Source organism: Caballeronia sp. GAWG2-1, from assembly GCF_023631405.1.
GTDB lineage: Bacteria > Pseudomonadota > Gammaproteobacteria > Burkholderiales > Burkholderiaceae > Caballeronia.
In genome coordinates, this window is the sequence record NZ_JALQDD010000043.1 from 1 (window position 1) to 20,184 (window position 20,184).

18 protein-coding genes are annotated in these 20,184 nt (G+C 60.6%); 13 read left to right on the top strand and 5 right to left on the bottom strand.

Features of this window, described 5'->3' with window-relative positions; all coding sequences use genetic code 11:
* Window positions 1-132: 132 nt before the first annotated feature.
* A complete protein-coding gene (locus tag NCR98_RS29885) occupies window positions 133-1,476 on the bottom strand; it encodes an aminotransferase-like domain-containing protein (protein ID WP_250528120.1) in 1,344 nt (447 codons plus the stop codon).
* A 74-nt stretch (window positions 1,477-1,550) separates the two neighbouring features.
* On the opposite strand from NCR98_RS29885, the gene NCR98_RS29890 reads away from it, so the two are divergent.
* From NCR98_RS29890 to NCR98_RS29930, 9 genes are all read left to right on the top strand, one after another.
* On the top strand, window positions 1,551-2,039 hold the full coding sequence (locus NCR98_RS29890; RefSeq protein ID WP_250528121.1) for a PaaI family thioesterase: 489 nt from the start codon (window positions 1,551-1,553) through the stop codon (window positions 2,037-2,039).
* A 109-nt stretch (window positions 2,040-2,148) separates the two neighbouring features.
* A complete protein-coding gene (locus NCR98_RS29895; RefSeq protein WP_250528122.1) occupies window positions 2,149-2,958 on the top strand; it encodes a DeoR/GlpR family DNA-binding transcription regulator in 810 nt (269 codons plus the stop codon).
* Window positions 2,959-3,021: 63 nt separating this feature from the next.
* Window positions 3,022-4,020, top strand: coding sequence for a tagatose kinase (locus NCR98_RS29900; RefSeq protein ID WP_250469685.1), 999 nt, complete (start codon window positions 3,022-3,024; stop codon window positions 4,018-4,020).
* Entirely contained in the window at window positions 4,013-5,311 is a 1,299-nt protein-coding gene (locus NCR98_RS29905) for a D-tagatose-bisphosphate aldolase, class II, non-catalytic subunit (protein ID WP_250528123.1), read from the top strand. The genes NCR98_RS29900 and NCR98_RS29905 overlap by 8 nt, the downstream gene beginning before the upstream one ends.
* Window positions 5,312-5,493: 182 nt before the next feature.
* Window positions 5,494-6,498, top strand: a complete 1,005-nt coding sequence (locus NCR98_RS29910; RefSeq protein ID WP_244831758.1) for an ABC transporter permease — start codon at window positions 5,494-5,496, stop codon at window positions 6,496-6,498.
* A gap of 31 nt (window positions 6,499-6,529) precedes the next feature.
* Window positions 6,530-7,477 (top strand): sugar-binding protein, encoded by a 948-nt coding sequence (locus NCR98_RS29915; RefSeq protein WP_244831757.1) that lies wholly within the window; start codon window positions 6,530-6,532, stop codon window positions 7,475-7,477.
* A 60-nt stretch (window positions 7,478-7,537) separates the two neighbouring features.
* Window positions 7,538-9,079 (top strand): sugar ABC transporter ATP-binding protein, encoded by a 1,542-nt coding sequence (locus NCR98_RS29920; RefSeq protein WP_250528124.1) that lies wholly within the window; start codon window positions 7,538-7,540, stop codon window positions 9,077-9,079.
* 31 nt (window positions 9,080-9,110) lie between these two features.
* Window positions 9,111-9,983 (top strand): D-psicose 3-epimerase, encoded by an 873-nt coding sequence (locus tag NCR98_RS29925; RefSeq protein ID WP_250528125.1) that lies wholly within the window; start codon window positions 9,111-9,113, stop codon window positions 9,981-9,983.
* Between the two features lie 26 nt (window positions 9,984-10,009).
* Window positions 10,010-10,618 (top strand): NUDIX hydrolase, encoded by a 609-nt coding sequence (locus tag NCR98_RS29930; RefSeq protein ID WP_250528126.1) that lies wholly within the window; start codon window positions 10,010-10,012, stop codon window positions 10,616-10,618.
* A 33-nt stretch (window positions 10,619-10,651) separates the two neighbouring features.
* Here the strand turns inward: NCR98_RS29930 and NCR98_RS29935 are convergent, their stop codons facing one another.
* Window positions 10,652-11,494 carry an EamA family transporter gene (locus NCR98_RS29935; RefSeq protein ID WP_250528127.1) on the bottom strand — a complete coding sequence of 281 codons (843 nt, stop codon included), beginning with the start codon at window positions 11,492-11,494 and terminating at the stop codon, window positions 10,652-10,654.
* Between the two features lie 109 nt (window positions 11,495-11,603).
* Between NCR98_RS29935 and gcvA the strand changes: the two genes are divergently transcribed.
* Together gcvA and NCR98_RS29945 are read left to right on the top strand one after the other, a co-directional pair.
* Entirely contained in the window at window positions 11,604-12,491 is an 888-nt protein-coding gene (gene gcvA, locus NCR98_RS29940; protein ID WP_250469679.1) for a transcriptional regulator GcvA, read from the top strand.
* Window positions 12,492-12,618: 127 nt separating this feature from the next.
* Window positions 12,619-14,001 carry an MFS transporter gene (locus NCR98_RS29945; protein WP_250528128.1) on the top strand — a complete coding sequence of 461 codons (1,383 nt, stop codon included), beginning with the start codon at window positions 12,619-12,621 and terminating at the stop codon, window positions 13,999-14,001.
* 9 nt (window positions 14,002-14,010) lie between these two features.
* On the opposite strand, the gene NCR98_RS29950 is transcribed toward NCR98_RS29945, so the two are convergent.
* From NCR98_RS29950 to NCR98_RS29960, 3 genes are all read right to left on the bottom strand, one after another.
* On the bottom strand, window positions 14,011-14,838 hold the full coding sequence (locus tag NCR98_RS29950; protein WP_250528129.1) for a phosphodiesterase: 828 nt from the start codon (window positions 14,836-14,838) through the stop codon (window positions 14,011-14,013).
* A 134-nt stretch (window positions 14,839-14,972) separates the two neighbouring features.
* Window positions 14,973-16,283 (bottom strand): SGNH/GDSL hydrolase family protein, encoded by a 1,311-nt coding sequence (locus NCR98_RS29955; protein ID WP_244831749.1) that lies wholly within the window; start codon window positions 16,281-16,283, stop codon window positions 14,973-14,975.
* 105 nt (window positions 16,284-16,388) lie between these two features.
* A complete protein-coding gene (locus NCR98_RS29960) occupies window positions 16,389-17,420 on the bottom strand; it encodes a LacI family DNA-binding transcriptional regulator (protein WP_250528130.1) in 1,032 nt (343 codons plus the stop codon).
* Window positions 17,421-17,619: 199 nt separating this feature from the next.
* Between NCR98_RS29960 and NCR98_RS29965 the strand changes: the two genes are divergently transcribed.
* Window positions 17,620-18,780, top strand: coding sequence for an L-talarate/galactarate dehydratase (locus NCR98_RS29965; RefSeq protein ID WP_250528131.1), 1,161 nt, complete (start codon window positions 17,620-17,622; stop codon window positions 18,778-18,780).
* 43 nt (window positions 18,781-18,823) lie between these two features.
* Window positions 18,824-20,158: a tricarballylate/proton symporter TcuC gene (gene tcuC, locus NCR98_RS29970; RefSeq protein ID WP_250528132.1), complete on the top strand. Its 1,335-nt coding sequence runs from the start codon at window positions 18,824-18,826 to the stop codon at window positions 20,156-20,158.
* Window positions 20,159-20,184 lie beyond the last annotated feature (26 nt).

The window sequence follows — 20,184 nt, forward strand, 5'->3', positions numbered from 1 at the left end:
TGTATCAAGGTGCTCGACCGCGCCGGTCTGGAAGAGCGTGCGTGCGAATGCTACGGCATCGTCAAGCGTGAGTTCGAACGCATGCTGCCGCGCACGCGTCAAGCCGAGGCGCTTGTCTAAAGGCCAAAGCGCTCAGATTGGAAAGCGCTCGATGGTGTCGCGTACCTGCTTCAGTACGTGTTCGAGCGTTTCCATGGACACTGAACTCAAGCCTATACGTAAGGCTCGCGGTGCATGCCGCGTCGTCGCATAAGACTCTGCTTTCGATACGGCGATGCCCTGCGAAGCCAGCGCCGTCGCTACGCGATCCGCGCGTAAGTCTTCGGGCAAGCGTAGCCAGAGGAACAGCGAGGACGGGTGCGCGAGCATCTCCATGCTCGCGAACACGTCTCGCGCGATCGCTTGTCTGCGGCGCGCTTCGCGGCGCAGCATGACTTCGTGCCGCGCGACGGTGCCGTCGGCCATCCAGCGCGTGGCTATCGCAGTGACTATGCTCGGCATGCTCCAGTAACTTGCGCGGATCGTGGCCTTGATGCGGCTCGTGCAGTCTTCTGGCGCGACAATAAAGCCAAAGCGCAGGCCGCTTGCGAGACTCTTGGCCAAACTCGATACATACACCGTTCGCTCAGGCGCCAGCGCCACGAGCGGCGGCGGTGTGTCGTTCACGAGATACGCGTAGGCGGCGTCTTCGATCAACATACAGTCGTGACGCCGTGCGCTCTCGACCAGACGATGACGCTGTTTAGCCGACAGCACCCAGCCGAGCGGATTGTGCACGGTCGGCATGGTGTAGATCGCGCGTATGCGGTGACGGCGGCATAGCTTGTCGAGCGCGTCGAGATCGGGACCGTCATCCAGGGTGGGGATCGCGTGCACATCGCGGCCTTGCGTATGCGCGAGCATCTTGAATCCCGGATAAGTCAGCGCGTCAGCCGCAACGGAATCGTGCGGCTCGAGCAGTGCGCGCGTCGTGATGTCGAGACCTTGCTGCGCGCCAAGCACTAAGAAGATTTGCTCGGCTTCCACGCGAATTCCACGCGCCTTGGCCAGAAACTTGGCGACAATGGCGCGCTCATGAAGCCGGCCACCAGGCGGTTGCTGATGCATGAGCGCGGCAAGGTCGCCTGAAGATGCGAGTACGCGCAACATCGAGCGCAATAGGTCGGCCTGACCCGGCCACGTTGGATGATTGAACGACAGATCGGCGGTGCTGCCTGAAAGCCGCGCTTCATCGCCGATATCCCACTCGCGTTTTTGCGGCCGGTCGCGCACGAAAGTGCCACGACCGGTTTCTCCGACAACTAGACCCAACGACTTCAGCTCCGCATAGACCTTGGTCGCCGACGCGATGGCAATGCCGTAACGCGTGGCAAGCTGCCGATGCGTGGGCAATAGCGCTCCCGGGTGCAGTTTGCCATTGCGTATATCGGCTTCGAGCGTGGCTGCAACTTTCCTGACCTGTGTCGTTGCGCTCATGTGTATGTAGGACAATTATTTGATTGTCCTAGTTTAAGCGATTATTGTCGGCAAAACACCGAGTTGGAGCCGACATGACCGATAGCGCACACCGCCACGTTCCCGTCCTCGAGTTCCTGAAGCGTCAACTAGACGGCAGCCTCACTGCCGATACCGTCACGCACATGCGTTATCCCACCGCGATATCGGCGCTGCTCAAGTTTCGCATCGTCGAAATAGGCGAAGCGCTGGCCGTTATCGAGCTCGATGCCGATTGCGCCATTCACGGCAATCAACAAGGCACCGTGCACGGCGGTCTTTTGTGCGAACTCGCCGATGCGGCTATCGGCACGGCGCATTCCTCTGTGATGGACATCGAGGAGAGCTTCACGAGCATCGACCTGAGGGCGACCTTTCTGCGCCCCGTGTGGAAGTCGAGGCTTTCGGCGCGCGCATGGGCCGAGCATCGCGGCAGGACCATCAGTCATTACCGATGCGACATTCAGCGCGAAGACGGCAAAATCGTGGCGAGCGTCGCGAGCACGGTAATGACATTGCACGGCGCATTAGCAAAAAACCGCTAAGTACCAAGCGGGAAAACACCTACGGATCACGAAGGGAAATGCCTTTGACCTTCTTTCGAATCGAAACTAGACTCTTACGGAACAAAAGACATTTCGACTCAACAATTCGATGCTCACCAACAAGAGTTCGCTTAAGCGGCGGCTACAGATCGTCGAGCTTGTGCGCAAGCGCGGCGAAGTGTCTGTCGAGGAACTCAGTCAGGCGTTCGACGTTTCGAGCGTCACCATTCGAAGTGATCTGACGTATCTCGAGCAGCAGCGTTATTTGCTGCGCTCGTTTGGCAAGGCGCGCTATCTCGTGCAGAAAACGGGCGACGACATTCTCGTGCCGGCGTCGGATGGCGCCACGCGCAAGGCGTCCGAGACCATGATCGCTCGCATTGCCGCTGAAGCCGTGGGCGATCACGAAGCACTCTTGCTGGGAGCGGGAGAGATCATTCACAAGATCATTCCGTTTTTGTCGGACCGCGCCAACCTGTCGCTTCTCGTGCAGGACGTCGCGGTCGCCGGCATGGCGCAGCGCTTTCTGCATTGCGAGTTACTTCTGACCGGCGGCCAACTGGAGCATGGCGCAACTGCCATGACTGGACCCGACGCCGAGGCATCGGTGGCGCGTCATTCGCTCGATCTGTGCATTCTTCAGGCGTCGGGATTCGATCGCGATGGCAATTTGCTGGCTGCCGACCCTGCGCAGGCACGCGTTGCGCAAGCGGCAAGACGTACGGCCAAGCGGACGGTCGTCGTCGCTTATCAGCCGCTGCTCGACGAGCGCAACGGCGAAGTCTTCGCAAGCGTGGCAGAGATCGACACGTTGATAATGGATGACGGTATCGATTCGCCGACGCTCGACACCGTGTCGCGCAACGGTCTGCAATTGCAGCGAAGGGATAGCGGCATTCTGGAGTTTAGGCAGAATTAAGTTGAAAGCGCGGTACGCCCTGAACGTCAATCTGCCTTGTTGGCATCCTGACCAAAGAACGCCATGGACGAAGCTCAAGCTCAAGCTCAAGCGCAAGAGGCCGGCCGCACCGGCTACATCGTGACGATGGGCGAGATCCTCGTCGAAATTTTGGCGACTCAAATCGGACAGTCGTTTCGCCGGCCAGGCACGTTGATGGGACCGTATGCGAGCGGCGCGCCTGCCATCTTCATCGATCAGGTGGCGAAGTCGGGCAGTCGTTGCGCGATCATCGGCTGCGTCGGCGACGACGACTTCGGCGTGCTCAACGTCGAACGGTTGCGTGACGACGGCGTCGATGTGTCGGGCATCTCCGTGATCAAATCCGCGACGACAGGTAGTGCCTTCGTGACGTATCGCGAAGACGGCGACCGCGACTTCATCTACAACATTGCGAATAGCGCGTCGGGGCATTTGTCAGTCGGCGAGATCCGCGAGCACTTGCTGAAAGAATGTGGTCACTTTCATGTGATGGGCTCATCGCTGTTCTCGTTTCGCATCATCGAGGCGATGAAGAAGGTGATCGAGACCGTGAAGGCAAACGGCGGTACGGTTAGCTTCGATCCAAACATTCGCAAGGAAATGCTGCGCATTCCGGAGATGCGCGAGGCGCTCGACTTCATTCTCGATTATACCGATGTGTTTCTTCCGAGCGGCCACGAAGTAATGCTGCTTGCGAATGCGCGAACGGAGCAAGGCGCAATCGACGAACTGCTTGCGCGCGGCGTGCGCGAGGTCGTCATCAAGCGCGGCAAGGACGGCTGCAGTCATTACGACGGCAATCACGCGAGCCACTTCGCGGCATTGTCGGTTACGGAGGTCGATCCTACCGGCGCGGGCGATTGCTTCGGCGGGACATACATTGCGTGCCGCGCGCAGGGCTTTTCCGTGGAGCGCGCGCTCGAGTATGCAAGCGCGGCGGGCGCGCGGGCCGTGACGTTCCGTGGACCGATGGAAGGCACGGCGACCCTTGCCGAACTCGATGCGTTCATCGCCGCGACATCGGAGGCAAAGCATGACTGACATCGTCACGCGCTTGACCGGCGACGAGCGCGCCGCCGAGCGCCTGAAAGGCATCTATTCGATTTGTTCGGCGCATCACTGGGTGATCGAAGCCGCGATGAAGCAGGCGCTCGATGACGACACGCCCTTGCTCGTGGAATCGACATCGAATCAGGTGGATCAGTATGGTGGTTACACCGGCATGAAGCCTGCGGATTTCGTTCGCTTCGTGCATGGCCTTGCCGATCGCATGGGCTTTGATCGCCATAGATTGCTTCTCGGTGGCGATCATTTAGGCCCTAACGCATGGCGTAATCTGCCTGCCGAAGATGCCATGCAACGCGCCGATGCCTTGATCGATGCTTACGCCGCTGCAGGTTTCAGAAAGCTCCATCTCGATGCAAGCATGCCCTGCGCCGATGACCCCGCGCGTCTATCCGACGAGGTCGTGGCCGAACGTGCCGCGCGTATGTGCGCCGTCGCCGAAGCGGCTGCCGCGCGCGTGGGGTTCACCGAAGGTCCGGTGTATATCATCGGCACTGAAGTGCCCGTTCCGGGCGGTGCATCGGAAGAACTCGCCACCGTGGAGGTTACGCACGCGAGCGCTGCGCTCGAAACCGTCGCCGTGCATCGCAAGGCTTGGGATGCACGCGGACTCGGCGCGGCGTGGGAGCGTGTGGTGGGACTCGTCGTTCAACCCGGCGTGGAGTTCGATCATACGAGGGTCGTCGACTACGCCCCCACGCTTGCAAGCGGACTTTCCAAGGTGCTCGAAAGGCTACCGGGTATCGTGTTCGAAGCGCATTCCACCGATTATCAAAAGCCCGAAGCGCTATCGGCGCTGGTCGATGATGGCTTCGCCATTCTCAAGGTGGGACCGGGCGTAACCTTCGCTTTGCGTGAAGCGCTTTATGCATTGGCGGACATCGAGTGCGAACTCCTCGCGCCGAATGTCCGGTCGAATCTGCGTGAGATAGTCGAACGCGTGATGCGCGCGAAACCCAACAACTGGGAGAAGTACTATCACGGCAGCGACGCGGAGAAGCGGTTGCTGCGAACCTATAGCTATAGCGACCGCGTGCGCTACTACTGGTCCGACCATGATATCGATGAGGCGACGCGCAAGCTGGTGGCGAACCTCGCGAACATCGGCATACGGGAAAACCTGATCAGCCGCTATCTGCCGGAGCAATACTGGCAGGTGAGGCGGGGGTCGATCGATGCATCGCCCAAGAGCCTTATTTACAGCAAGGTCCGCGACGTAATCCGTGTTTATGCGGAGGCCTGCCGCATGCATACGCAGGCAAGGTGATCGAATGAAAACTAAGGAATCCAATATTTGAAAGCAGGTTCATAGGTGAACCGGATCGCGCCTCAAGCCCGGCAGGGAAAACCCGCTTTGACTGGGTTTCGACCCGAAACTAAACTCTTTCAGCACAAAAACAGCTTGTCCATGACACGCGACGGGCGCACAGAGGCACTGGAGGCGACACCATGAGCAAGCCAACGCTGGCAGCCAGCGAGCGGGCGAGACCCCGTCGCGGGTTCGCCGCTCAATTGCTGCACTCGCGCGAAACCGGTATCGTCGGCGCCCTGCTGATCATGGTCGTGCTTCTGTCGATCTTCGCGCCCGACTTCGCGAGCAAGGGTAACCTCCTCAACGACGCGCGCAACCTGTCCTTCATCGGCATCGTGGTGCTGGGGCAGGCAGCGGTGATGATCACGGGCGGCATCGATCTCTCGGTCGGTAGCGTATGGGGACTGGCCGCCGTCGCGTCAGCCGCGATGATGCAGGCCGGCATGCCTGTGTTTCCCGCTTGCGTGCTGACGCTGCTCATAGCCGCGTGCGTCGGCCTCTTCAACGGCTTCTGCGTCACCAAACTGCGCATGCTGCCCTTCGTGCCTACGCTTGCCACCATGAGCATTGCGCGGGCGTTGGCGCTCGTCATTACGCGCGGCAAGGCTATCGACGGCTTTCGTCCCGACGGCGATTCGTTTTTTGCCCTCGGCGGCGGCGACTTTCTCGATCTGCCCGTACCGTTTCTGATTTTCGTGGCGCTCGCCATCGTGTCCGCCATCGTTCTGAAGCGTACCGTCTATGGCCGCCAGTTATACGCGGTAGGCGGCAACGAACGCGCGGCCATGCTCACCGGCCTCAACGTCGACCGCCTCAAGATGAGCGTCTACGTGATGTCGTCGGTGCTCGCGGGTCTCGCGGGCATCATCGAAGTGAGCTATCTCTCGTCGGCAATCTCCAATCAAGGATTGGGCAAGGAACTGAGCGTGATCGCGGCGGCTGTTATCGGCGGAACGGCGTTGTCCGGCGGCGAAGGCACCGTGATCGGCGTATTCGTCGGCACCGTCATTCTCGAAGTGCTGCGCAACGGTCTCGTTCTGCTCGGCACGGACGCTTACTGGCAAGGGGTGTTCGTCGGTTCGGTGATCGTTCTTGCCGTGTTTATCGATCAACTTAGAAAAGGCGTCTGGCGACGTCGATGAAAGCTGTATTACAACGACTCTGGAGAAGACCATGACACGCACCATGCTCAGTGCCGTAGCCGCTACGCTCCTGCTCGGGATAGGCATTGCCCAGTCGCAGGCGGCGGACAAGAAGGTGTTCGCCGTCGTACCGAAAGCGCTCGGCGTCGCGTTCTATGCCGACGCGGAAAAAGGCTGCAAGGAAGAAGCCGCGAAGATCGGCGCCGAATGTCTGTTCACCGGCCCGGCCCAGCTCGACGACGCAGAACAAGGCCGTATCGTGCGCGATCTGATCACCAAAAAGGTCGCGGGTATCGCCATTGCGCCGAACAATGCGGATTCGATCAGCGGCGTCATCAGCGCGGCATTGGCGAAGAACATCCCGGTCGTGACCTTCGACTCGGACGCACCGAAGTCCAAGCGCATCGCTTTCATCGGCACGAACAACGAAGCAGGCGGCGAAGCGGCGGGCGAAGCATTTGCTAAGGCGCTGCCCAAGGGCGGCACGTATGCGGTTCTGACAGGCGGCTTGTCGGCGGCGAATCTCAACGAGCGCATCAAGGGCTTCAAGTCGAAGCTCAATGGCGACTTCAAGGAAGTGTCGGGCTCGCCTTTCGCCTGCAACGACGATTCGAGCACGGGCGTGCAGCTCATTCAGGACATGCTCGCGAAGAACCCGAAACTCGACGGCATCTTCTTCGCTGGCGGCTGGCCCATGTTCGCGCCCGAGGCCTATATTCGCGCGGTTCGCAACAAGGCTGCCGATATCAAGGCGGGCAAGTTCGTGATCGTTTCGTTCGATACCTTGCCATCGCAGATCAAGCTGCTGAAGGAAGGTTATGCGACGACGCTGATCGGTCAGCGGCCGCTCACGATGGGCACCGAATCCGTCAAGCAGCTCGATGCGCTGACCAAGGGTGGCAAGGTGCCGCCGGTCACGGATACGGGCGTGGATATCGTCAACTCGTCGAACGTCGATAAATTCGTCGGCGGTAAATGAACCGCGCGCGGGGCCGGCCACGCGCTGTGCCCCGCGTCATTCGTGAGAAAGAGTGCTGCCATGACCGTGCTGTTGAGCGTTGAGCAGATAACGAAGACCTATCCCGGCGTGAAAGCGCTGCAGGAAGTGTCCTTCAATGTCGAGGCCGGCACCGTGCATGCGGTCATGGGCGAGAACGGCGCGGGCAAGTCGACCTTGATGCAAGTGATCGCAGGGGCACATGCGCCGACCTCGGGACGCATGATGTTCGACGGTCAGGAAGTCGAGTTTTCGAGTACGCGCGATGCCGCCGCCAAGGGCATCTCCATCGTCTTTCAGGAGTTGATGCTCGCGCCGAACATGACGATTGCCGAGAACATATTTCTCGGCGCGGAGCCGCGCATGGCGCGCGTGCTGGTGGATCGCGGCGTGCTGTTGACGAGAGCGAAGGCCGCGATGAAACGGCTTGGCATCGCACTCGATCCCGATACGCGTCTCGGCGATCTCACCATCGCGCAGCAGCAGTTGATCGAGATATGCAAGGCGTTGATTCACGAGCCGCGCCTTTTGATTCTCGATGAACCGACTTCGAGTCTTTCCGAAGCCGACTCCCTGACGCTCTTCAAAGTGGTTCACGAACTGCGCGCGAGCGGCGTGACCATTCTCTATATCTCGCATCGCATGCGCGAAGTGTTCGACAACTGCGATGCGGTGACCGTTCTTCGCGACGGCAAGCACGTGCGTACCGCGCGTCTTGTCGATACCTCGCCCGATGAAGTCGTGCGCCTGATGGTGGGCCGCGATCTCGCCGAAGTACGGCGCATCAAGCCTGATAACGCGCATCAGCCAATCGTGCTGCAAGTGGATGGTCTTGGCGACGACGAGCGTTATCGCGACGTATCGTTTTCGTTGCGACGCGGCGAGATCGTGGGACTTGCCGGACTGATCGGCGCGGGACGTTCAGAAGTGGCGATGGGTATCTTCGGTGCGCCGCCGCCGAAGCATGGCAACGTCACCATCGAAGGCAAGCCGGTCAGGATCGCGAAGCCTCGCGATGCAATGAAGCTCGGGATCGGGCTCGTGCCCGAGGACCGCAAGGATCAGGGGCTCGTGCTCGGCATGTCGGTGGGCAGCAACCTGTCGCTCGCTGCGCTGGGGCTTGGGCGTCTTTCGAAGGGCACGGTCATTCGCCCGTTGCAGGAAGCGCGCATGATCGACAGTTACGTCGGGCGATTCAACATCAAGACGCCGACCGTCGAACAACTCGTGGGTCTCTTGAGCGGCGGCAATCAGCAGAAGGTGGTGCTGGCGAAATGGCTCGCGTCGAAACCGCGTGTCCTGATCGTCGATGAACCCACGCGCGGCGTGGACGTCGGCACTAAAGCCGAGATTTACGCGCTCATGCGCGAACTTGCCCGAGAAGGTCTCGCCATTCTCGTCATCTCCAGCGACCTCCCGGAGATACTGACCATCTCCGACCGCATCCTTGTCATGCGCGGCGGTCAGCTTGCGGGTGAAGTCGGCTTCGACGACGCCTCCGAGGAACGCATCATGTCGCTGGCCGCGCTCGAACATGCTGACCCGGCACATCCCGAGGTCAAGCCAAAAGGCTTCGTGGCCTAGCAAGTCAGGCAAACATCAAAGGAGTCGTGCCTTGAATAAAGTCGGCATGTTCTACACGTATTGGTCGACCGAATGGCTGGTCGATTTTCCGGCCGTGGCGAAGCGCATATCCGGCTTGGGCTTCGACATGATGGAAATTTCGCTCGGCGAATTCAACAATCTTCCCGATGCGAAGAAGCGCGAACTGAAGACCGTCGCCGACGATCTCGGCCTCACCGTGATGTGCTGTATCGGTCTCAAGCCCGAGTACGATTTCGCCTCTCCCGAGCAAAGCGTGAGAGATGCAGGCACGGAGTACGTCAAGCGCTTGCTCGACGATTGCCATATGCTCGGTGCGCCCGTTTTTGCGGGACTCACTTTCTGCGCGTGGCCGCAATCGCCGCCACCCGGCATGACGGACAAGCGTCCCTACGTGGAGCGTGCCGTGGACAGCGTGCGTCGCGTCATCAAGGTAGCGGAAGGCTATGGGATCATCTACGCGCTGGAAGTGGTCAACCGCTTCGAGCAATGGCTTGCCAACGATGCACGCGAAGCGCTCGCGTTTTGCGATGCGGTCGACAATCCTTACTGCAAGGTACAGCTCGACACGTTCCACATGAATATTGAAGAGCACTCTTTTCGCGATGCGATCCTCGCCTGCAAGGGAAAGCTCGGACACTTCCATCTGGGCGAAGCGAACCGCTTGCCGCCAGGCGAAGGGCGTCTGCCGTGGGACGAGATTTTTGGCGCGTTGAAAGAGATCGAATATGACGGGACAATCGTCATGGAGCCTTTCATGCGCAAGGGCGGAAACGTGAGCCGCGCAGTGGGAGTCTGGCGCGACATGTCGAACGGTGCGACAGACGAACAAATGGACGAGCGCGCACGCCGCTCCTTGCAATTCGTGAGAGGCCATTTGACGTGAACTGAGGCCGCATTGGAACCGACTACATGGCATCTTTGGAACGCGCTCGCCGCCTGCTTGCACTGGCGCAAACCGGATTGCACTACGCAACGAGCGTTTTCGATACCGAACGTTACGATGAGATCGCGCAGATCGCGCACGCTGAACTCGCCGCGCTCTCATCGACTGATTCGACCAAGATAGCCGAACTTTTCGCGTTGGAAACAGGCTATGCCAATCCAAAGCTCGATGTGCGTACCGCGGTATTCAATGAAACGGGGCAGATTCTGCTCGTGCGCGAAATGGCGGACGGCATGTGGTCGCTTCCAGGCGGCTGGGCCGACATAGGCGTTTCGCCCGCCGAGAACGCGGCGAAGGAAGTGCGGGAAGAAAGTGGCTATACGGTTAAGATTCAGCGCTTGCTCGCGGTATGGGATGCAGACAGACATCCGCATCCACCATCGATCTTTCACATCTGGAAGCTGGTTTTTCTCGGCGAGATCGTGGAGGCGGGCGAGGTCATCGGTGCGGAAACGAGTGCCGTCGGATTCTTCAGCCTCGACGATCTTCCCGCGCTATCGCTTGGGCGCGTGCTGCCGCAGCAAATTTTCAGGCTGGATGAGCTGAGACGAAGCGGTCATATCGACTTCGACTGAAGCGACGAAAGAAGCGACACTGGAAGCGAGCGGTCAAAGCCCGAGACATATCGCGCCCGCCGCGACGACCATGCATGCGAGCCAGCGCTTCACGCTGACCGATTCGCGCAGAAACACTCTGCCGATCAGCACCGCGAACACCACGCTCGTCTCGCGCAATGCCGATACCGCGCCCATCGCACCCGACTGCATCGCCCAAATGACGATGCCATATGCGCCGATCGATACCAACCCGCCCGCAAGCGATGAACCGATCGACATCGGGGCGGTGCGTATCGGCGTCCATAGTGCAGAGAGCCCGCGCGTCGCCATGAAGAGCAGCGGCATCAGCCAGTAGAACATGAACATCCACGCGGTATAGGCAAGCGCGTTGCCCTCCGACAAGCGCACGCCGATACCGTCGATCACGGTATAGACCGCGATGGTCACGCCAGTCAGAAATGCCGCCAACGCACCTGCGCGCGATACGTGGCTACCTTGCAGCGCCAGCGAGATGATGCCGCCCGAGATCATCACGATGCCGAACGCATGCAGCGGCCCGATGGCCTCGTGCGCGAAGAGCGCTGCGCCGAGCGTGACGAGCAGCGGCGACGAACCACGCGCAATCGGGTAAGCCTGCGCGAGATCGCCTCGCCGATACGACCGCACGAGGCTCACGTTATAGACGATATGCACGAGCCCCGATGCAACGATGCATGGCCACGCGGCGGAAGCGGGCATCGGCAAAAAAACGATCACGATGGTCGAGACCACCGCGATGGCAATGCTCATCCACGTCATGGAGAGGAAGCGGTCGCGATTGCCATGCAACATCGCGTTCCAACTGGCGTGAAGCACGGCGGCGATAAGGACGAGACCGCCGGTATAACTGAGCATGCGGATTCCAGGCTAAGGACGCGAAAGAGGGATGTAAGCAGGTTATCTATCTTGTGAGCGTGCGGCAAACCAGTTAAATTGGCCGCTCGCGTTAGATAAACTCTTTCGAATGAAACGAGTCCTGCCTCCGCTCAATGCACTGCGCGCGTTCGAAGCCGCAGGGCGTCTTGCCAGCTTCAAGGAAGCCGCAGCCGAATTGCATGTGACGCATGGCGCAATCAGTCAGCAAGTGCGCCTGCTCGAAGAGTGGCTCGGCGAACCGCTGTTCGAGCGGCATAACCGGCGCGTGGTGTTGACTCCCAAGGCAAAGGCCTACCTGGATGAAATCGGTCCGCTCTTCGAGCAGTTGTCGCAGGCCACTGCGCGATACGGTTACCCTGGAACGGTTTCGCGCACGCTGTCCGTGAATGCGCCCGCCACTTTCACGTTGCGTTGGCTGGTTCCAAGGCTCGCGAAGTTCCACGCCGAGCATCTCGATGTAGACGTCAAGGTGGAGACATCGAACGCATCGGTCGAGAGCCTTAAAGATATTCACGACATCGTGATTCGCGGTGGTCCCGACACGTTCTATGGCTACTCTATGCGGCCGTTCCTCGTCGAGGAAAGAGTGCCTGTATGCAGCCCCGCGTTAATGCAACGCGTCGCGCTGCGCACGCCGGAAGATTTGCGGCAGCATACGTTGTTGCATACGTCGAGCCTCCCGCGTTTATGGCCGGACTGGCTCGCGCGTGCGGAGATTCCCGCGTTACGGCCTGCCGCGATCCTGACCTTCGATCACTTTTATCTCACCTTGCAGGCGGCCATCGACGGACTCGGCATTGCGATGGGACCGACCGCGCTCGTCGCCGACGATCTGGCCGCTGGCCGTCTCGTCACGCCGTTTGCCGAGCCGCGCCTGCCATCGCGGAGCTACTGTACCTACGTGCCGGATGCGAAGTCCGACGACGAACTCGTCGTCCTGTTCCGCTCATGGCTCGAAGGTGAGGGAATACGCTGATTCACGCGCGGTACACGATATCGACATCATCGGCCTGTCACAGACCTCCGTCACACTCGCGCCACACGAATTTTCGTCCGTCTCAAGTCGTCACGCTGACGAATCGCTTACGTATGGGAGTCACGCAATGAGCTTCGATCATCTGGACTCACAGCAGGTCCGGCGCTTTCAACGCAAGGTCACGCTGCTGTCCGCCGGAGGCACTTTCCTCGATGGCTTCGACTTGACGATCGTCGCCGTCGCGCTGCCTTCGGTGATCAAGCAGTGGCATCTCGGCGCGGGCGTGCAGAGTCTCGTGGTGTCGTCGGCCATCATCGGGGCCTTCATCGGCGCGGCCTGGCTGGGGCGGCTGACGGATCGCTTCGGCCGCAAGGCCATGTATGTCGTCGATCTGCTGGCGTTCGTGCTGTTCGCGCTCTTGACGGCCGTCTCACAGAGCGCGTGGCAACTCATCCTGTTTCGCTTCTTGCTGGGCGTGGGCATCGGCGCGGACTATCCTATCTCCGCCACGCTCGTCGCCGAATTCAGTTCGCGGCACAAGCGCGGACAGCACGGCACCTTTCTCGCGGCGATGTGGTTTGTCGGCGCGGTGGCCGCGTATGTCGTGGGGCTTGCGTGCCTGCCGCTCGGCGATAACGCATGGCGTTACATGCTGGGCGTGGGCGCCATCTTCGCGTTGGTCGTGTTCTTCTTTCGCATGACGCTGCCGGAATCGCCGCGCTGGCTGCAATCCAAAGGCCGTCACGAGGAAGCCGAAGCCGTCATGCTCGCGGTAACGGGCGAGCGTGTCGTGCTTGCGCGCGAGGTCGAGTCGAAGGGCAGTCTCGCCTCGCTCTTTTCCAGGCCCATGCTACGCCGTACGATATTCGTGCTTGGTTTCTGGTTTTGTTATGCAACTGCCTATTACGGCATCTCCATGTACGCGCCGACCATCATCTCGCCGTTCTCGCATGGCTCGCGCGTGCTGACGATCATCGGGTCGGGTCTCATCGCCATTCTCGGGATGATCGGCGCGATCATCGGCATGAATCTGGTGGATCGCTGGGGACGCAGGCCGCTGCTGATCACGTCGTTTGCCGGGCTTTCCGCCGCGCTTCTCGTGCTCGCGCTCAACTCGAAGCCGACCTTCGGCTTTCTGGTCGTGCTGTTCAGTTGCGCGGTTCTGTTCGCCAATTCGGGCGGCGGCATTCTCAACTTCGTCTATCCGACCGAGCTCTTTCCGACGAACGTGCGCGCGGGCGCATCGGGTCTCGCGACTTCCGTAAGCCGCATCGGCTCGATTCTCGGCGTACTCGTGTTCCCCAATTTCGTAGCGTGGTGGGGCGCGAGTGCGGCGCTGTGGTTCTTCTTCGGCATCGCGCTCGCGGGCTTGCTGATCTCCGTGTGGCTCGCGCCGGAAACGCGCAATCTGAGCCTCGAACAACTGAACGCGCTCGAAGAAGGGAACAAAGGCAAGCGCGCGGCGAGTGCGTCGGACGCAGCCGATGATCTCGGCATGGCGCGACGCTAAAAGCACCGCTTAGTCGATGAGCGCGTCGTTCTCGTCATAGAACGGATAAGCACCGCCGTAATCGCCGATGAATGCCGTATGCGTGACGAGCCCTTCGCCCGCGACATAGCGATGCAACTGGAATGCAGGCGGTTCCATCACGAAGCGGGACGGGCCGCGTTTGCGCAAGTCGAGCGCGACTTGATGCGCGGTCGACGGACACACGCTCGCGATCGTGCCGGCAAAGCGCATTTGAATGGCGCGATGCACGTGCCCGCACAGTAGACGCTCGATCTGCGGATGACGCGCGACGATAGCCGCGAGCTTCGCTGCATCGGCGGCATCGAGCTTTTGCTCGTCCATATGCTCGATACCGCAATCGAACGGCGGATGATGCATGGCAAGCAAGGTCGGCTGCGCAGCGCTTCTTGCCAGCGTCTCTGCAATCCAGTCGAGCCGTTCATCGCACAGCCGGCCGCCTCCGTGTGGCGGGTCTTGCGAGTCCGCGACGACAATGCGTACGCCGCCTAGCTCGAACTCATACTGAACAAAACGCGCTTGGTCTCGCAGATACGCGTGATCGCCGAATACTTCGCGCAGCGCTTCTCGTCCATCGTGATTACCGATGCAAAGGTAATACGGAATGGCAAGCGGATTCAGCAGCGTGCGTAGATAGGCGTATTCCTCGGCATCGCCGAAATCCACGAGATCGCCCGTGATCAGCACGGCGTCGGGTCGCGGATCGAGTGCGTTGAGGTGCTCGATGCATCGGCTGAGATAGGCGGCGGTATCGACACGTCCATAGGCGAGCTTGCCGGGCCGCTTGATATGGAGATCGCTGATTTGCGCTAATAGCATGAGAGTCGACAGGCCGTGCGGGTGCAGGGTCCATGCGAAGAATGGGCTAATCAGCAGGATAGCGCGGACAGGTGGGTAGTGCGCGGGAAGACGCGAATGCGAACGCGCGCGATGCGCGTCCGCATGTTCCTCAATCAATGATGGTCGTGATCGTGATCGCGGTCGTCGTCGGCCCTGTAGAGCAGCGAGAGATCGACAGCATTGGCCATGGCCGCATAGCCCGCATCGTTGGGATGCAGATGATCGCCGCTGTCATACACTGCGCGAATGTCGATCGGATGCGCCGGATCGCGCAGCACCGCATCGAAATCCACGACCGCATCGAACGCGCGGCTCGTACGTATCCAGGCATTGACGGTCTGACGGATCGCTTCCTTTTGCTGTGTCCAGTAGCCTTGGTTCGGCGTGCCTTGCAGCGCGTTGTGGAACGGTGTCAGTGTGCCGCCCACGATCTTGATGCCGCGCAGATGAGTCCGCGCGATGATCTGCTTGTATCCGTCGATGATGTCCTGCGCCGGAACGAGTCCCGCCGTCGGGTCGAGCACGGTCTGAGGCCAGCCGATATCGTTGATGCCTTCGAGGAAGATCACTAGCTTGACGTTCGACTGGCTGAGGACATCGCGGTCATAGCGCGCGAGCGCACTGATGCCCGAGCCATCCTTGATCACGCGATTGCCGCTGATCCCCTGATTCAGCACGGCATAGCTGCGCCGCGCCGAGCCGCCATTCAGCCGTTGCGAGAGATCGTCGGGCCAGCGGCGGTTCGCATCGACGGTGGAGGCGTAGCCATCCGTGATCGAATCGCCGAAGGTCACGACGGCGGGTGTGTCGCGGTCGGTATCGATCAGCACGCCGGACAGGAAAAAGCGGTTCGTGTATTTTTGCGGAGAAGGTTGATCGGCCGTGGCGGTGTTGTCGCCACTCGATACATACGCGTTCTGCACGGCCAGTTGATGCACGGTTTGTGCTTGCGTGGCGTCGGGCAGGAAGAAGCTCACGGCAATGTCCGCGAACGGCGGCAGCTTGATATCTACCGGATCGCTGAGAATCGGCGCACCTGCATAAAGCGTGACCGTGGTCTTTCCGCCGAAGGTAAGCGTGCGGTCGGAGTTCGGCGCGATCTTCGCGCCGCCGACGGATAACGCAATATGTACCGGTCCCACCGTTACTGGCGTCGTGCCGAACTCGTTGGTGAGACGCACGCGAACGCGGTCGCCGCCAACGCTCAAGTGCACGACCTGGCGAATCGTCGTCGACGCATTGAAGCTCTGCGGCGTGGTCAGGTTGTTATTGCGATCGGCACTTGCTGTCCATGTGGAGATCCATCCATCGTCGCGGCCGTCTCCTCGCGATGCCGAGACGTTCGGCGCGGCGAGAACGAAATACGCTGCGCATAGCAGCGCCATCGCGCGGCCAGCCGCGCGGAAGAACAGACGTTCGCTCATGGATGTCTCCGTTATTTATTTGACCATCCTGTAAGGATAGCCAAGTAAATATGGACGACGAATTGGACGATGTCACTATCGTATACCCCGCTGCTTGCGGGCGTGTCATGTGCTTTCGCGGTCGATGATCGTAAAGCCCGTGTCGATCTTCACGCGCGAGGAAACGGCGCCCGTGCGGCCCTGCAAAAAACGCGCGAGCAAGGTATCGGCCGCTTTCATGCCGATGGTCGCGCCATCCACACGTACCGTCGAGAGTGCAGGGTACACGTGCGCGGCGGTGCTCAAGTCGCCGAAGCCCATCACGGCGATATCGTCCGGTACGTTCAACTTGCGGCTGGCGGCTTCCGCGAGCACGCCCTGCGCGAGCGTGTCCGAACTGCATACGACGATGCGCGGCGGCCGGGCCTGCAACAGCTTTGCCGTGCCTTCTCGTCCTGCCTGCAACGTTGCCGGCGCGGGCATGATCTCGAACACGGTGTTCTCGATTCCCTGTGCCGCGAGTTGCGCGATCAAACTCTTGCAGCGCCGCAAACCGCGCGGATCGTCCACGGACAACACGCCGAAGTCACGATAGCCCTTCGCGACGAGATGTTGCGCGACCTCTTTACCCACCTGTTCGTGCGAGAAACCGATGACCGTATCGATAGGTTTGCTCGTGAGATCCCATATCTCGACAACGGGTATGTTGGCCTTCACCAGCCGCGCGACGGTGGCCTTGCTGTGACTGGTGCCAGCGAGCACGATGCCATCCGGGCGGCGTCCGAGAATGGCTTCGACAAGCGCTTCCTCGCGCGAGGTTGAATAAGCGGTCACGCCCAGCAACGTTTGATATCCCGATGCCGTCAGACGGTCCACCAGCGCCTGCACGGTGTCGGCGAAGATGGAGTTGGCAATGGTCGGCAACAGAATGGCCACGAGACGGCTCTTGCTGCTCGCCAATCCGCCAGCGAGCAGGTTGGGCACGTAACCCGTCGCGCGAACGGCGTCGAGCACCTTCTTCTGCGTGTCGCTGCGCACGAGTTCCGGCCGGTTCAGTGCGCGCGACACGGTCATCGGCGCGACGCCCGCCACACGCGCGACATCGATAAGCGTCACGCTTTCCGCCGTCGCCTGAATGCCTTCGTCTTTCTTCGCCATATTTCCCCGACTTCGTTTTTTTCAAAGCGCCACGCATTGGATTAGACCATGAAGGCCCACCGATCAAAGACGTTCGCACTCGTGCATTAAGCGTAAACCATGATGATTGCGCAATTAATTAAGCTTGAATGATTGCGCAATCATTGTATGATCGACTCATCGCTAAAGGCTTCGAACTCGTCATTGAAGGAATCGGCACATGAACGCAACGTCTTCGCTTCTCGCAGGAACATCGAACGATTCAATCAGGTGGATTCGCGTCGCCTCCACGTTCTTGCCGCTCGCCAATCCCATCAGCGACGCCAAGGTGCTGACCGGCCGGCAGAAGCCGATGACCGAGATCGCCATTCTTTTCGTGGAGATCGAAACGGCCGATGGTCAACGCGGACTCGGCTTCAGCTATTCAAAACGCGCGGGCGGTCCGGGCCAGTTCGCGCATGCGAAGGAGATCGCGCCCGTGCTGATCGGCGAGGATCCGAGCGACATCGCGCGGCTGTGGGACAAGCTCGCGTGGGCGGGGGCGTCGGTGGGGCGCAGCGGCATGGCGGCGCAAGCCATCGGCGCGTTCGATGTCGCGCTGTGGGACCTGAAGGCAAAGCGCGCGAACCTCTCGCTTGCCAAGCTGCTGGGCGCACAACGCGAGTCGGTGCGCTGCTACAACACGTCGGGCGGTTTCCTGCATACGCCGCTCGATCAGTTGATGACCAACACCGACATATCGCGCGAAAAAGGCATCGGTGGCATCAAGCTCAAGGTGGGCCAGCCGGACTCGGCGCTCGACATTCATCGCGTGCAAACCGTGCGCAAGCATCTGGGCGATGCCTTCCCGCTCATGGTCGACGCCAACCAGCAATGGGACCGTCCGACCGCACAACGCATGTGCCGAACGTTCGAACAGTTCAATCTCGTCTGGATCGAGGAGCCGCTCGATTGCTACGACGCCGAAGGCCATGCAGCGCTCGCCACGCAATTCGATACACCGATCGCCACAGGCGAGATGCTGACGAGCGTGTCGGAACACTGGGAGTTCATCCGGTTGCGCGGGGCGGATTATCTGATGCCGGATGCACCGCGCGTCGGCGGCATCACGCCGTTTCTTAAAGTCGCGACGCTCGCGGATCACGCGGGTCTCATGCTCGCGCCGCATTTCGCCATGGAACTGCATGTGCATCTCGCGGCAAGCTATGCACGCGAGCCGTGGGTCGAACATTTCGAATGGCTCGAACCGCTCTTCAACGAACGGCTCGAAACGCGCGATGGCCGCATGCTCGTGCCGACGCGTCCCGGTCTCGGTCTCACGCTCAGCGACCGCGTTGCGGGCTGGACTGCGCAGGAAGTGGAGATCGGCGCACGCGCCTGACGTTTCCATCGGCCAGAAAGAACGCTTTTCGACAGGAGTAGCGATGAAGGATTCCGCGGTTGCAAGCCCAGGCCTCGCGTCAGTGAGTGCGCCGGACGTCGACAGATCGAGAGTCGCGATCAAGCCGATCATTCAGGTCGTCGCCGGCAATGCGCTGGAAATCTACGACTTCATGATTTACGGCTATTACGCGAGATACATCGCGCAGACGTACTTTCCGAGCGACAACGAATACATCTCGCTGATGATGTCGCTCATGACCTTCGCGTTCGGCTTTCTCGCGCGGCCCGTGGGCGCTATCGTGCTCGGCGCTTATACGGACCGTCATGGGCGCCGCAAGGGTCTGATTCTCGCGTTGTCGTTGATGTCGCTCGGCATCATCTCCGTGGCATGCACGCCTTCCTACGCGAGTATCGGCATCGCGGCGCCGATCATCGTCTTGCTTGGACGGCTGATGCAAGGGTTCTCCGCAGGCGCCGAACTCGGCGGCGTAGTGGTCTATCTCGCGGAGATCGCGCCGGCCAGACGCCGCGCGTTTTATACGTGCTGGCAAGCCGGCAGCCAGCAAATCTCCGTGATGGTGGCGTCGCTCGTCGGACTCGTTCTGCTTTACTGGCTTACGCAAGACGAACTGCACGCATGGGGATGGCGCGTGCCGCTTCTGCTCGGCTGCATGGTCATTCCCGTCATGTTCTGGCTGCGGTCGAGTCTTCAGGAAACGTCGGTGTTCGCGGCCAGAAAGCGCGCGCCGAAGATGTCCGAGATCTGCACGAGCCTGGTCTCGGACTGGCGCACCATCGTGCTGTGCATGGGCATGGTGTCGATGGCGACTGTGACTTCGCAGACCATCACCACTTACGCGCCGACCTTCATCAAGAGCCTGAATCTGGGCGCATCCGCGGGCTTCATCATTCTCTTCTTCGGCGGTTTGTCGGTGCTCGTCTGGCTGCCGATCATGGCGCTCGTGGCCGATCGCTTCAACCGTCGCACGGTGCTGATCGTCGTCACGTTGCTGGCCGCCGTCACCGCGTATCCGCTGATGTCATGGCTCGCCGCGCATGCAACCGTGCTGAGGTTCGCGGTGGTCGAACTGTGGTTCTCGTTCATCTATGCAGCCTACAGCGCCGTTCAGGTCGCGGCCATGGTCGAACTCGTGCCGCCCAATGCGCGCACATCCGGCTATGCGTTCGCGCAGGCTATCGCAGCGGCCGTGCTGGGCGGCTTCACGCCCGCCATCCTCACATGGCTCACGCACACGTTTCATAGCAGCGCGATGGTCGGCGTGTGGCTCGCGATCAACGCGGCGATCAGCCTCGCGGCGGCGCTTTGCCTGAATCACGAGAAGACGGGAGCGCGGCAAAAGGTCGAGTTACACTGAACCTCCGACCTTGCTGGAGTAGCGAC

Bases quoted from the DNA above. Each gene is read 5' to 3' on its own strand.
- NCR98_RS29900 (WP_250469685.1), top strand. From the start codon at position 3,022: ATGGACGAAGCTCAAGCTCAAGCTCAAGCGCAAGAGGCCGGCCGCACC.
- NCR98_RS29885 (WP_250528120.1), bottom strand. From the start codon at position 1,476: ATGAGCGCAACGACACAGGTCAGGAAAGTTGCAGCCACGCTCGAAGCC.
- NCR98_RS29920 (WP_250528124.1), top strand. From the start codon at position 7,538: ATGACCGTGCTGTTGAGCGTTGAGCAGATAACGAAGACCTATCCCGGC.
- NCR98_RS29960 (WP_250528130.1), bottom strand. From the start codon at position 17,420: ATGGCGAAGAAAGACGAAGGCATTCAGGCGACGGCGGAAAGCGTGACG.
- NCR98_RS29890 (WP_250528121.1), top strand. From the start codon at position 1,551: ATGACCGATAGCGCACACCGCCACGTTCCCGTCCTCGAGTTCCTGAAG.
- NCR98_RS29945 (WP_250528128.1), top strand. From the start codon at position 12,619: ATGAGCTTCGATCATCTGGACTCACAGCAGGTCCGGCGCTTTCAACGC.
- NCR98_RS29905 (WP_250528123.1), top strand. From the start codon at position 4,013: ATGACTGACATCGTCACGCGCTTGACCGGCGACGAGCGCGCCGCCGAG.
- NCR98_RS29910 (WP_244831758.1), top strand. From the start codon at position 5,494: ATGAGCAAGCCAACGCTGGCAGCCAGCGAGCGGGCGAGACCCCGTCGC.
- NCR98_RS29915 (WP_244831757.1), top strand. From the start codon at position 6,530: ATGACACGCACCATGCTCAGTGCCGTAGCCGCTACGCTCCTGCTCGGG.
- NCR98_RS29895 (WP_250528122.1), top strand. From the start codon at position 2,149: ATGCTCACCAACAAGAGTTCGCTTAAGCGGCGGCTACAGATCGTCGAG.
- NCR98_RS29935 (WP_250528127.1), bottom strand. From the start codon at position 11,494: ATGCTCAGTTATACCGGCGGTCTCGTCCTTATCGCCGCCGTGCTTCAC.
- NCR98_RS29930 (WP_250528126.1), top strand. From the start codon at position 10,010: ATGGCATCTTTGGAACGCGCTCGCCGCCTGCTTGCACTGGCGCAAACC.
- NCR98_RS29965 (WP_250528131.1), top strand. From the start codon at position 17,620: ATGAACGCAACGTCTTCGCTTCTCGCAGGAACATCGAACGATTCAATC.
- gcvA (WP_250469679.1), top strand. From the start codon at position 11,604: ATGAAACGAGTCCTGCCTCCGCTCAATGCACTGCGCGCGTTCGAAGCC.
- NCR98_RS29955 (WP_244831749.1), bottom strand. From the start codon at position 16,283: ATGAGCGAACGTCTGTTCTTCCGCGCGGCTGGCCGCGCGATGGCGCTG.
- NCR98_RS29950 (WP_250528129.1), bottom strand. From the start codon at position 14,838: ATGCTATTAGCGCAAATCAGCGATCTCCATATCAAGCGGCCCGGCAAG.
- tcuC (WP_250528132.1), top strand. From the start codon at position 18,824: ATGAAGGATTCCGCGGTTGCAAGCCCAGGCCTCGCGTCAGTGAGTGCG.